Genomic DNA, 13487 nt, shown 5'->3' on the forward strand with positions numbered 1-13487 from the left:
CTAAGGTTTCAAATGATATATAACAAAAATGCGATTCTCGGTGGCCTGCTGGCTCTTTCCGTGGTGTCACCATCTGCGTGGGCGGCTGTTTCCTCCAGTGAAGCGGCCCGCCTGGGACAGGACTTGACCCCCTTTGGCTCGCCCAAGGCCGGCAACAGTGCCGGAACCATTCCGGCCTGGACCGGAGGATTGACGGAGGCGCCTCCCGGCTATGAGGGCAGCGGGCAGCATCACATCAATCCGTTCCCGGATGACGAAGTCCTGTTCACCATCACGCCTGCCAATATGGATCAATATGAGGAATTCCTCACGGATGGTGTGAAGGCGATGCTGGAAACCTATCCGACAACCTTCAGGGTGCCCGTTTACCAGTCGCGCCGAACCCATGCGATTCCCGATTGGGTGGCTGAAAATACCCGTGAGAACGCGGTAAGCGCAGAAATTGTTGGTCAGGGTGAAGGTCTCGATGGCGCGTTTGGTGGTTATCCTTTTCCGATCCTGCATGGCAACGATGAACAGAAAGCCTGGCAAGCGGTCTGGAATCATTTGACCCGGTGGCGCGGCATTTCTGTGACCCGGCGTTCCAGTGAGGTGGCAGTTCAGACTGACGGTGATTATTCGCTGGTCACCTCCCAGCAGGAAGCCTTCTTCAATTATTACAACCCGGAAGGTGGTGAAGCTGAACTGGACAACGTGATCTTCTACTACCTTTCGTTTACCCAGTCCCCGCCCCGGCTTGCCGGTGGTGCTATTCTGATTCATGAAACCCTGAACCAGATAATCAACCCGAGGAATGGCTGGGGCTACAACGCCGGCCAACGCCGGGTACGCCGGGCGCCGAACCTTGGTTACGATTCTCCGATTGCGGCGGCCGACAATCTGCGCACGGCAGACGATACCGATATTTTCAACGGAGCACTGGATCGTTACAACTGGAGCTATGAGGGCAAGCGGGAAATCTATATTCCCTACAACAACTATCTGATCGGTGTGAAAGGGACGCCTTACGAGGAGATTCTCGGGATCTCCCATTTGAATCCTGATCTCACCCGTTGGGAGCTCCATCGCGTTCATGTTGTTGAAGCCACACTGAAAGACGGTGAGCGTCATATTTATGGTAAGCGCCGCTTATACATAGATGAGGATAGTTGGAACACGGTTCTGCTGGATCAGTACGATGGCCGCGGTGAGCTTTGGCGTGTCACGATGGGGCTGCCGAAAAACTATTATGAACTTCCGGGTGTGTGGACTGTTCTTGACGTCTATCATGACCTTCAGGCCCGTCGTTATCATGTTCTCGGGTTGGATACTGAAGAGGCGAATACCCGCGTATTCACCGATGATGTCCCGAACAAGCGCTACTTCTCGCCGGCGTCCCTGCGTCGCAGAAGTGTTCGCTAGCACACTGGTGGTGGAGGGGGACGCCTCCGCCCATGGGACATGACGACACGACATGCCTGCAATCGGAACGTTGCCGGTATGTCCACCGTTATTCCCGGCTTTAGCGGACAGAAACACAGCAAAAACAACACAATAGGCAAACTGAATGGCTAAAAGGTTGATGTGCAAGACACTGGGCGTTGCCTGCCTTGGACTTTCCATGATCGGGGCTGCCCCGGCAGCGTTTGCGCTTGCAGATATCATCGAAACTCCGGCCCGCTCGACGGATCTGGCTCCGGAAAATCTTCTCACCGACGCGACCCGGATTGGAGAGCGTATCGTGGCTGTCGGAGAGCGCGGCCACATCATTTATTCAGATGATGAGGGGAAAACCTGGGTTCAGGGTGAGGTTCCTGTGTCTGCGACCCTGACAGCGATTGATTTCGGGTCCGAGTCCCATGGTTGGGCCGTCGGTCATAGTGGTGTTGTCCTCCATACCAGCGATGCCGGGGCCACCTGGAGTCTGCAGATTGATGGCATTCGGGCCATGGAACTGGCCATAGAGAGTCAGGAAAACCAGATTGCTGCTATGGAGGCGCGCATTGACAGTGCGCCTGAGGATGAAAAAGAGGATCTCGAGTGGGCTTTGGACGATCTCTACTTTGCCCTCGAAAACATTCAGGCAGACAAGGACATCGGTCCGGTTAATCCGTTACTGGATGTCTGGTTTGAGAACGAGAATCGCGGTTTCGTTGTCGGCGCCTATGGCATGTTCCTGCGCACGATGGACGGTGGTAAGACCTGGAAAGACTGGGCGCCGAAGCTTGATAACCGGCAGAACTTTCACCTCAATGGTATTGCCCGGATAACAGGCGGCGCCCTGGTTGTGGTTGGTGAGGCCGGTCAAATACATGTTTCTGTCGATGGTGGCGAAACCTTTGAACGCCGTGAGGCACCCTATGAAGGTTCTCTGTTTGGTGTAATCGGCACCGGCCAGGTGAACGAAATACTGGCCTTTGGCTTGCGGGGCAACATGCTGTTTTCATCCGACCTGGGCAAGAACTGGCGAACAGTCCCCAATTCGGCCGGGGCTACCCTCAACGACGGTGTTATTGCAGAAGACGGCCGTATTACCCTGGTAGGTAATGGCGGTGCGGTATTGATGAGCACCAACGGCGCCGAATCCTTCCGTGAACATTTCCGCAGTGATCGCGAAGGCGTTATGAGTGCCGTGCCCATTTCAGGAACAGACCTGCTGATTGTCGGCGAAGGTGGCGTGAAAATCACAGACGCCCGTGGAAGAAACCTTCAATAACGCCCTGATGTGGCAACAACCGAACGAACAATAGAGGGGCTTTTGAATGTCCAACCCTAAGCATGACAAGGGCGAGCACTACCTGACCACGCCCAAGGCGGAACCCTTTCTCGAGAGACTGATCTTTAACAATAGAGCAGTCATTCTTGTTGCCTTCACTTTGTTGACGCTGTTTCTTGGCTACAACGCCATCAAGATTCAGCCCGACGCCAGTTTTGAGCGCATGATCCCGCTAGAGCATCCGTACATCGTGAACATGCTTGAGCACAGGGATGACCTGGAGAATCTGGGTAATTTTGTTCGTATAGCTGTTGAGTCCAAAGAGGGTGACATCTTTACTCAGGAGTATATGGAAACCCTGAAGCAGATCACCGATGAAGTTTTTTATCTCAACGGCGTGGACCGTTCCGGTCTTAAGTCTCTCTGGACGTCGAATGTCCGCTGGGTTGAGGTCACCGAACAGGGGTTCCAGGGCGGCACAGTCATTCCTGACGGGTACGATGGTTCTCGTGACAGCCTCGAGCAACTCCGCCAGAACGTGCTGCGCTCTAATGAGGTCGGGCGTCTGATCTCTGATAACTTCAATTCAACGATTGTTTATGCCCCGCTGTACGAAACGAATCCTGAAACCGGTGAGGCTCTGGACTACGGCGAATTCTCTCGCCAGCTCGAAGAAAAAATTCGGGAAAAATACGAAGAACAGAACCCCAATATTGAGATCCACATCGTTGGATTTGCCAAGAAAGTCGGCGATCTGATTGAAGGGATTGGTTCTATCGCCTGGTTTGCCGGGATTACCATCCTCCTGACCACGCTGCTGCTGTTCTGGTATTCCCGCTCTGTTACCGGGACTCTGGTGCCCGTTTTTACCTCGATTATTGCAGTATTTCTGCAGCTGGGTACGTTGCGTCTCCTGGGCTATGGTCTGGATCCGTATTCCGTTCTGGTGCCTTTCCTGGTATTCGCCATTGGAATCAGCCACGGTGTTCAGATTGTGAATGCCATGGCCGTCGAGGCGGCCAAGGGCTTTGATGCGGTAACTGCTGCACGCCTCGCTTTTCGTGCTCTCTATATACCGGGCATGTTGGCTCTGATCTCGGACGCCTTCGGATTCCTGACCCTGTTCTTTATTGAGATTGATGTTATCCGCGATCTGGCGGTTGCTGCAGGTATTGGTGTGGCGTTCGTTATCCTCACCAACCTGGTGTTGCATGTTCTGATCATGTCGTACATCGGAATATCCAAAGGCGGAGTTCGTCATGTGCAGAATCATGGCGAAAAGCAGGACAGGAAGTGGCGGGTGCTGTCCTACTTTTCTCACCCTGGTGTGGCGCCGATATCGCTGTTGATTGCAGTGATCGGATTGGGGCTTGGACTTTATTACAAGCAGAACCTCAAGATTGGTGATCTGGATCAGGGGGCACCCGAGCTGAGAGCGGATTCCCGATACAATAAAGACAATGCCTACATCATCAATAATTACTCAACCAGTGCTGATGTGCTGGTGGTAATGGTCAAAACCCCGGAAGAGCAGTGCACCCAGTACAACGTGCTGCGGGCTATGGACACTCTGCAATGGGAGCTGCAAAACACGCCGGGCGTTCAGTCGTCGGTATCCCTGGCGGATGTCTCCAAGGTGGTGACCAAAGCTCTGAATGAGGGCAACTGGAAGTGGTACGAGATCTCTCGCAACCAGACCATCATCAACGCTTCTATCCGTGAAGCTCCTGCCGGTTTGATCAACACCGATTGCAGTCTGACGCCCGTGCTGGTCTTCCTTGAGGATCATAAGGCAGAAACGTTGGAAACCGTTGTTGAGCGGGTAGAAGTGTTCGCCGCGAATAACAGCACGGATGAGCACAGATTCCTGCTCGCTGCGGGTAATGCCGGTGTAGAGTCTGCGACTAACGAGGTTATCTCGGGCGCCAAGGACAAAATGCTGATGTTGGTCTACGGTGTGGTGAGTCTGTTGTGCTTCGTAACCTTCCGTTCGATCAGAGCGGTGTTGTGTATCGTAATACCCTTGGGTCTGACGTCGATCCTGTGTGAGGCGATCATGTCGGTATCCGGGATTGGTATCAAAGTCGCGACTTTGCCGGTTATTGCGTTGGGTGTTGGTATCGGTGTCGACTACGGCATTTACATCTATAGCAAGCTGGAGAAATACCTGCTTGAAGGCAAGACGCTTCAGGAGGCTTACTACGAGACCCTGCGCTCCACCGGTAAAGCGGTTATGTTTACCGGCGTAACTCTTGGCCTTGGTGTTGTCACCTGGATATTTTCTCCGATCAAATTCCAGGCGGACATGGGCTTCCTGCTGTTCTTTATGTTCCTCTGGAACATGGTTGGAGCCATTTGGCTGCTGCCGGCGCTGGCCCGATTCCTGCTCAGGCCGGATCAGATGGTTGCCAAAGCCCGCGCTGCGAAATAATATTCGCGCTGACTCGCAGAAAAGCCCGCAATGCGGGCTTTTTTGTTGTTTGCTCAAATGGTTAGCGGGCTAATCCACGCTTTATTTATGGTGTGAAGTGGTCTATGTTTTACGTTGACCGTATGTTCTGCCCGCCTCACTGGCGGGCGACTCATTACAATGAACAGAAAAAAGGAAGAACTCACATGACACTGAAACTCAAAGCCTCCGCGTTTGCTGTCGCTGCCGCAGTCAGCCTGGGTGCGGCTTCATCTGCCGTTTCCGCTCAGGAGCAGCGCTTTGTGACCATCGGCACCGGTGGTGTAACAGGTGTTTATTATCCGGCCGGTGGTGCTATCTGTCGTCTGGTAAACATGGATCGTAAAGAGCACGGAATTCGTTGTTCCGTAGAGAGTACCGGTGGCTCGGTTTACAACCTGAATGCTATCCGTCAGGGTGAACTTGACCTGGCTGTCGCCCAGTCTGACTGGCAATATCATGCCTACAATGGTACCAGCCAGTTCAAGGATGACGGCGCTAACAAGGACCTTCGTGCGGTTTTCTCACTGCACCCGGAACCCTTCACCGTTGTCGCGAGCAAAGGCTCCGGTATCAAGAGCTTTGAAGACCTGGAAGGCAAGCGGGTATCTGTAGGTAACCCGGGCTCTGGCCAGCGTGCCACCGCCGAAGTTCTGATGGACGAAATGGGCTGGACTCTGGACAAGTTCTCACTGGCTGCAGAAATCAAGGCTGCCGAACAGTCCCAGGCTCTGTGCGATGGCAACATCGACGCCTTCTTCTACACCGTGGGTCACCCCTCCGGAGCGATCAAGGAAGCGACAACGTCTTGTGACAGCGTCCTGGTCAATGTAGACAATGCAGCGACCAAGCAGCTGATTGACGACAACCCGTACTATCGCAAGGCTGTTATCCCTGGCGGCATGTATCGTGGTAGTGATAATGATGTCACCACATTTGGTGTTGCGGCAACCTTCGTGTCATCCACGGATGTGCCAGAAGATGTTGTCTACGCTGTAGTAAAGGCTGTGTTTGAAAACTTCGACAGCTTCAAGCGTCTGCATCCCGCCTTTGCGAACCTGAACAAGGAAGAGATGGTTTCTGATGCCCTGAGCGCACCGCTGCACCCGGGTGCAGCCAAGTACTACAAGGAAGCCGGCCTGATCGACTGATCTGTCTGCACTCAGACACAGCGGGGGTACAACCCGCTGTGTCGTTCTCTCAGAGACTAATCTTTCACGTGACGGGACTAATTTATGGCAACGAGCAATCCGGCTAACGGAGCTGGTGCTGGTGGTGGCAATAATGTAGATCAGATCCTGCAGACTGAAACCGGGGGCAGGGCTACCAGTGGGTATGCCGCGGTGATTCTGTTTATCGTTCCCCTGGTGTGGTCGCTGTTTCAACTCTGGATTGCATCGCCACTCCCTTATATTTTCAATTTTGCCATCTTTAATTCCACGGAAGCGCGTTCTATTCATCTCGCGTTTGCCGTTTTCCTGGCGTTTTCCGCCTTTCCGATGATCAAGGGCCGGCATGTTAACTTCGTGCCTGTTTTTGACTGGGTTTTGGCGCTCGCTGCTGCTTTCTGCGCCTCCTATCTCTATGTCTTCTACCAAGAGCTTTCAACCCGCCCGGGGGCACCTATAACCCAGGATCTGTGGGTTGCTCTGATCGGTCTTGTACTGCTGCTTGAAGCGACCCGGCGTGCACTGGGTCTGCCTCTGACTATTGTTGCTGCCGTTTTCATTACCTACTCGATTGCCGGTCCCTCCATGCCGGATGTGATAGCCCATAAAGGTGTGAGCCTGAATAAACTGGCATCGCACCAGTGGCTTGGCACGGAAGGTGTGTTTGGTGTGGCTCTCGGGGTTTCGACCAGCTTTGTTTTCCTGTTCGTATTATTTGGTGCCTTGCTGGAGCGGGCCGGAGCGGGTAACTATTTTATCAAGGTCGCCTACGCCATGCTGGGCCACATGCGTGGTGGCCCCGCGAAAGCTGCGGTGGTTTCCAGTGGTCTCAGTGGCGTGATTTCCGGTTCTTCTATCGCGAACGTTGTAACCACCGGAACGTTTACTATCCCTCTGATGAAGCGTGTTGGTTTCCCGGCGACCAAAGCGGGTGCGGTTGAAGTTGCCGCCTCTACCAATGGCCAGCTGACACCGCCGATCATGGGGGCTGCGGCCTTCCTGATGGTTGAATACGTGGGTATTTCCTATCTGGAGGTTATCAAGCACGCCATTTTGCCAGCGCTCATTTCCTACGTTGCACTGATCTATATCGTTCACCTTGAGGCCTGCAAGCTGAAGATGCAGGGTATTGAGCGTCTGAACAAGCCAACCCTTGCCCAGCGGATGCTGAATTGGGTGGTCATTCTGCTCGGCCTGATTGTGCTGACCCTCGCTGTCTATTACGGCATTGGCTGGATGAAATCAGTCCTTGGCAGCGCGGCTATCTGGGTGCTGGCGCCTATGCTTTTGCTGGCGTATATCGGCCTGGTGGGGTATGCCACACGTTTTCCCGAACTTGAAGAAGATGATCCTGAAAAAGAAATGGGCGAGCTCCCCGAAGTAGGGCCTACCGTCAAGACCGGTCTGTATTTCCTGTTGCCCGTTGTTGTGCTGGTGTGGTGTCTTACCGTTGAACGGTTCTCACCGCAGCTGTCTGCATTCTGGGCCACGTTGTTCATGATATTTATCGTGATTACCCAGCGCCCACTGAAGGCCTTTTTCTACAAGCACGGCAACTTCCTGAGTGCGTTCAAGGACGGGGTTTACGATCTGGGGCATTCGCTGGCCACTGGCGCCCGGAATATGGTGGGTATTGGTGTGGCAACGGCGACCGCCGGCATTGTGGTGGGAACGGTTACCCTGACCGGTATCGGCCTGGTGATGACCGAATTCGTGGAGTTTCTGTCGGGCGGTAATCTGTTGCTGATGCTGGTTTTCACGGCTGTTATCAGTCTGATCCTTGGGATGGGATTGCCAACGACCGCCAACTACATTGTGGTGTCTACACTGATGGCGCCGGTGATCGTTACCCTCGGAGCACAGAATGGCCTGATCGTACCCCTGATTGCCGTGCATCTGTTTGTGTTCTACTTCGGCATCCTTGCGGACGACACGCCGCCCGTGGGGCTGGCGGCTTATGCCGCCGCCGCAATATCCGGGGCAGACCCCATCCGAACGGGTATCCAGGGGTTTACCTACGACATCCGTACAGCGATCCTGCCGTTCATGTTCATCTTCAACACCCAGTTGTTGCTGATCGGGCTAAGTGGCTGGTTTGATTTGCTGGTGACAATATTCAGTGCGGTAACGGCCATGCTGGTATTTTCTGCAGCGACCCAGGGCTTTTGGTTCACCAAGAGTTACAAGTGGGAGTCCCTGTTGTTGCTGTTGATTACCTTCACCATGTTCCGGCCAGGCTTCTGGTGGGACATGGTGTACCCGCCAACGCAGGACCGCCCCGGCGCTGAGATCATGGAATATGTCGAAAGCGTACCGGCCGATAAGCCAATTGTGCTCAAGGCATCGGGCATGAGCATTGATGGTGACGACGTGACAACGTATCTGCGTCTCGAGATTCCTGGCGGAGAAAGCCCTGAACAGCGTCTGATGGACGCAGGCCTGGAGCTTAGCCCGGATGGCGACAATATGGCGGTAGATTTCGTTGGCTTCGGCAGCCCGGCTGAAGAAGCAGGCATTCAGTTTGGGTGGACCATCGAGTCAGTTCAGGTTGAGCTGGATCGGCCACCCAAGGAATTGATGTTCATTCCTGCTCTGGTATTGCTGGGACTCCTTGCGTTCGGTCAGTTACGCCGTCGAGCCAGGGAAGAGGAAGCAGGGCAACCTGCCTGAACCTCGGCATAGTCGAAAAAAACCCGGCATTAACCTGCCGGGTTTTTTTCTGTTAGAATTCCGCTCGATTCGGCCCGCGGTTTGTTTCGCGTTGTGCCGTCAACATGTGGTCTCTGGTATAGATCACCGCTGAGTAACTAAAGGAGCTCTTCATGCCCGTTGTAACCCTGCCCGATGGCAGTCATCGCAGTTTTGCCGAACCCGTAACCGTTCATGACGTTGCCGCCGACATCGGCGCTGGCCTTGCCAAAGCCGCACTTGCCGGCAAAGTGGATGGTCAGCTTGTGGATACCAGTTATCGTATTGAGAATGATGCCGAACTGGCAATTGTCACCGAGCGTGATGAGGACGGCGTAGATGTTATCCGGCATTCAACGGCCCACCTGATGGCAATGGCTGTTCAGGAGTTGTTTCCGGGCGCTCAGGTTACCATCGGTCCGGTCATCGACAACGGTTTCTATTACGACTTCAAATACGACCGTCCGTTCACCAATGAGGATATGGCGCGGATCGAGAAGCGTATGGAAGAGCTGGCAAAGCAGGATCTTCCGGTTTCGCGCTCCATCATGTCGCGTGACGAGGCGATCAAGCTTTTTGAAGATATGGGCGAGGAATACAAGGTCCGTATCATCCAGGATATTCCCGGCGAAGAGGATCTGTCGTTTTATCGTCAGGGTGACTTCGTCGACTTGTGTCGCGGTCCTCACGTTCCAAGTACTGGCAAGCTGAAAGCCTTCAAGCTGACCAAGGTGGCCGGCGCTTATTGGCGTGGTGATACAAGCAATGAGCAGCTTCAGCGAGTGTACGGTACGGCATGGGGTAATAAAAAAGACCTCAAGGCGTATCTGCACCGTCTGGAAGAAGCCGAGAAGCGAGACCATCGTAAGGTCGGCAAGAAGCTCGGTCTGTTCCATATGCAGGAAGAAGCGCCTGGCATGGTTTTCTGGCACCCGGATGGCTGGTCACTGTATCAGGAAATCGAGCAATACATGCGCCGCAAGCAACAGGAGCATGGCTACAAAGAAATCAGGACGCCGCAGGTGGTATCGCGGAGCCTGTGGGAGAAGTCGGGGCACTGGGACAAGTTCCAGGATGACATGTTTACCACAGAGTCGGAGAAGCACGACTACGCAATCAAACCCATGAACTGTCCTTGCCACGTGCAGATATTCAATCAGGGCTTGAAAAGCTACAAGGATCTGCCGCTCAGGTTGGCGGAGTTCGGGTCCTGTCACCGCAACGAGGCCTCCGGCGCGCTGCATGGGCTGATGCGTGTTCGTGGTTTTACTCAGGATGATGCCCATATCTTCTGTGAAGAGGACGCCATTCAGCAGGAAGTGTCAGCCTTTATTGAAATGCTGCACGAGATCTATACTGACTTCGGATTCACCGAGATTCAGTATAAGCTGTCTACCCGCCCGGAAAAACGGGTTGGTTCCGATGAGGTGTGGGACAAGGCCGAGGCTGCCCTGGAAGAAGCGCTGAATCGTGAAGGTGTGGACTGGGAGCTGTTACCGGGAGAAGGGGCGTTCTATGGCCCCAAGATCGAATTCTCTTTGAAAGACTGTATCGGTCGGGTGTGGCAATGTGGCACCATTCAAGTCGATTTTTCGATGCCGGGCCGCTTGGGCGCCCAATATGTTGCGGATAACTCCGAGCGGAAAACGCCGGTTATGCTGCACCGGGCAGTACTGGGCTCTTTTGAGCGTTTTATTGGCATCCTGATTGAAGAATACGAAGGTGCATTCCCGACCTGGCTGGCGCCGACTCAGGTAGCTATCCTCAATATCACCGATAATCAGCGTGATTATTGTCAGAATCTGGAGAAAAAATGGGATTCTTTGGGTTATAGGGTTAATGCTGACTTGAGAAACGAGAAGATCGGCTTTAAAATTCGCGAGCATACTCTTAACAAGGTTCCCTATCTTGTCGTTGTAGGTGACAAGGAAATCGAAAATAACGCGGTTGCCGTACGTACCCGCAAAGGTGAAGATTTGGGAACCCTATCGCTTGAAGCGTTTGAACAGCTGCTGGCTGATGACATTCAACGCAAAGGCAGAACCAAGACGGAGATCTGATTATTAAACAGCGAACGAATCGGGGTGGGCGCACACCAAAGGCGCCGATCAATGAGAATATTGACGCAACCGAAGTCCGACTTATTGATGCCGAAGGCAATCAGGTCGGTGTAGTGCCAATAGAGGACGCCATTAAGCAAGCTGAAGAGGCGTCTCTTGACCTGGTCCAGGTTACGGATTCCGATCCGATCGTCTGTAAGATAATGGACTACGGCAAGAAAATCTTCGACGAGAAGAAGGCCAAGGCGGCTGCTAAGAAAAAGCAGAAGCAGACGCAGGTCAAAGAGCTTAAGTTCCGACCAGGAACTGAAGAGGGGGATTATCAGGTCAAACTACGCAACCTGGTACGTTTCCTTGAAAACGGGGACCGCGGCAAAATCACTATTCGCTTCCGTGGGCGTGAGATGGCACACCAGGAAATTGGTATGAAGCTCATGTCTCGCATTGAAACGGATATTGATGAGCTGGCAACGGTTGAGATGCGGCCGAAAATGGAAGGCCGGCAGATGACCATGATAGTGGCGCCCCGCAAGAAGAAGTGAACCTGATCGGGTGCTTGTCCCCCGCGCACGCGGGGGATTTGTCGTTCAGGGACACGTTATTGTTTACTTAAAAATAGAATGCGGAGTTTTAAAAATGCCTAAGATGAAAACGAAAAGCGGAGCTACCAAGCGGTTCAAGAAAACCGCCACTGGCTTCAAGCACAAGCAGTCCTTCACCAGTCATATTCTGACCAAGAAGACCCCCAAGCGTAAGCGTCAGCTCCGTGGTACCAAGCTGATTGCCAAGTCTGATGTGGCGTCTATCAAGCGTATGACCGCGTGCTGATTCAGCCGCAAATGATTCCTGCAAAGGTTTAAAGGTAGAAGGATTAAAGTATGGCTCGTGTAAAACGTGGTGTGGTCGCACGCCGTCGTCACAAAAAGATTCTCAATCAGGCCAAAGGTTACTACGGTGCTCGTAGCCGTGTATTCCGTGTTGCCAAGCAAGCGGTTATCAAGGCCGGTCAGTATGCTTACCGTGACCGTCGTAACCGTAAGCGTGCTTTCCGCGCTCTGTGGATTGCCCGTATCAATGCTGGTGCCCGCGCAAACGGTTTGTCGTACAGCCGTCTGATCGCTGGCCTGAAAAAGGCTAACGTTGAAATCGATCGTAAGGTTCTGGCCGATCTGGCTATGAACGAGCAGCACGCGTTTGCTGCCGTTGTTGAGAAGGCCAAAGCGTCCCTGTGATTGCTTAGCTCTTTCATCGATTGCTGATCGATATGGGCGCCTCATGACATCATGACGGCGCCTCCTGATAGGGGAAGGGCGCGCTCTTCCCCTATTTTTGTTTGTACGGTTTCGTTTTTAGCACTTCCATTTCTGGTTTGGAGCAGGGTCAATGGAAAACCTGGAACAGTTGGTTCAGGACGGTTTGTCGGCGGTCGATAGCGCTGACAGCCTGCAGGCACTTGATCAACTACGTGTTGAATATCTTGGTAAGAAGGGTGTAATTACCCAGCAGGCGAAAACCCTGGGAAAACTTTCCGCCGAGGAACGTCCTGCTGCCGGCCAGAAGATTAATGAAGCCAAGGGGCAGGTGGAAGCGGCGATCAATGCGAAGCGCAGCGACCTTGAGCGTGCCGCCATTGAGCAGAAGCTCGCCAGTGAGTCCATTGATGTGACTTTGCCTGGCCGTGGTCATGACCTTGGTGGGTTACACCCGGTTACCCGAACTCTGCAGCGAATCGAACACTTCTTTGCACGGGCTGGCTATACGGTGGAGCAGGGGCCGGAGATCGAAGACGACTATCACAACTTCGAGGCACTGAATATTCCCGGGCATCACCCGGCTCGCGCCATGCATGACACCTTCTACTTTAATCCGGGCACATTGCTGCGAACGCATACCTCGCCGGTCCAGATTCGTACGATGGAAGCGGGCAAGCCGCCATTCCGCATGATCTGCCCGGGCCGCGTTTACCGTTGCGATTCGGATATGACCCATACCCCGATGTTTCATCAGGTAGAGGGTTTGCTTGTGGAGAAGAACGTCAGTTTCGCAGACCTTAAAAGCACCGTTGAGGAATTCCTGAGAGTCTTTTTCGAGCAGGATCTTCAGGTGCGTTTCCGGCCTTCTTACTTCCCCTTTACAGAACCATCCGCTGAGGTGGATATCGAGTGGGGAAGGGAAGCTGATGGCAGCGTCAAGTGGCTAGAGGTCATGGGTTGCGGAATGGTTCATCCCAAGGTATTCGAGCATTGCGGAATTGATGCTGAGGAGTACCGTGGCTTTGCATTTGGCATGGGTGTGGAACGCCTGGCCATGCTTCGCTACGGAGTGAACGACCTGCGGATGTTCTTTGAGAACGACTTGCGCTTCCTGCGTCAGTTCCGTTAACAGACGACGCCAGGCATCCAACCAAACAGGCATAACCGCATCAG

At 53.6% G+C, this 13487-nt stretch carries 10 protein-coding genes; all 10 read left to right on the forward strand.

Translation table 11 applies throughout. The features are described 5' to 3' along the window. Positions 1-12 precede the first annotated feature (12 nt). Positions 13-1401, forward strand: coding sequence for a DUF1329 domain-containing protein (locus tag KO499_RS11125; RefSeq protein WP_215983805.1), 1389 nt, complete (start codon positions 13-15; stop codon positions 1399-1401). A gap of 145 nt (positions 1402-1546) precedes the next feature. Continuing rightward, a complete protein-coding gene (locus tag KO499_RS11130) occupies positions 1547-2695 on the forward strand; it encodes a WD40/YVTN/BNR-like repeat-containing protein (RefSeq protein WP_228339878.1) in 1149 nt (382 codons plus the stop codon). 46 nt (positions 2696-2741) lie between these two features. Next, positions 2742-5126, forward strand: a complete 2385-nt coding sequence (locus tag KO499_RS11135) for an efflux RND transporter permease subunit (RefSeq protein WP_215983806.1) — start codon at positions 2742-2744, stop codon at positions 5124-5126. Between the two features lie 185 nt (positions 5127-5311). After that, positions 5312-6295 (forward strand): TAXI family TRAP transporter solute-binding subunit, encoded by a 984-nt coding sequence (locus KO499_RS11140; protein WP_215983807.1) that lies wholly within the window; start codon positions 5312-5314, stop codon positions 6293-6295. 84 nt (positions 6296-6379) lie between these two features. Beyond that, positions 6380-8983: a TRAP transporter permease gene (locus KO499_RS11145; RefSeq protein ID WP_215983808.1), complete on the forward strand. Its 2604-nt coding sequence runs from the start codon at positions 6380-6382 to the stop codon at positions 8981-8983. A gap of 152 nt (positions 8984-9135) precedes the next feature. Beyond that, a complete protein-coding gene (thrS, locus tag KO499_RS11150) occupies positions 9136-11061 on the forward strand; it encodes a threonine--tRNA ligase (RefSeq protein WP_215983809.1) in 1926 nt (641 codons plus the stop codon). Beyond that, the gene (gene infC / locus KO499_RS11155) at positions 11058-11603 is read left to right on the forward strand and encodes a translation initiation factor IF-3 (protein ID WP_228339913.1); all 546 of its coding nucleotides are present in this window, start codon (positions 11058-11060) and stop codon (positions 11601-11603) included. Before thrS ends, infC begins: the two co-directional genes overlap by 4 nt. A 94-nt stretch (positions 11604-11697) precedes the next feature. Then, entirely contained in the window at positions 11698-11889 is a 192-nt protein-coding gene (rpmI, locus tag KO499_RS11160; protein WP_215983810.1) for a 50S ribosomal protein L35, read from the forward strand. Positions 11890-11939: 50 nt separating this feature from the next. After that, positions 11940-12293 (forward strand): 50S ribosomal protein L20, encoded by a 354-nt coding sequence (gene rplT / locus KO499_RS11165; protein WP_215983811.1) that lies wholly within the window; start codon positions 11940-11942, stop codon positions 12291-12293. A gap of 151 nt (positions 12294-12444) precedes the next feature. Further along, positions 12445-13443 (forward strand): phenylalanine--tRNA ligase subunit alpha, encoded by a 999-nt coding sequence (pheS, locus tag KO499_RS11170; protein ID WP_215983812.1) that lies wholly within the window; start codon positions 12445-12447, stop codon positions 13441-13443. Positions 13444-13487: the final 44 nt, after the last annotated feature.

The organism is Marinobacter sp. F3R08, from assembly GCF_018860425.1.
Taxonomy (GTDB): Bacteria; Pseudomonadota; Gammaproteobacteria; order Pseudomonadales; family Oleiphilaceae; genus Marinobacter.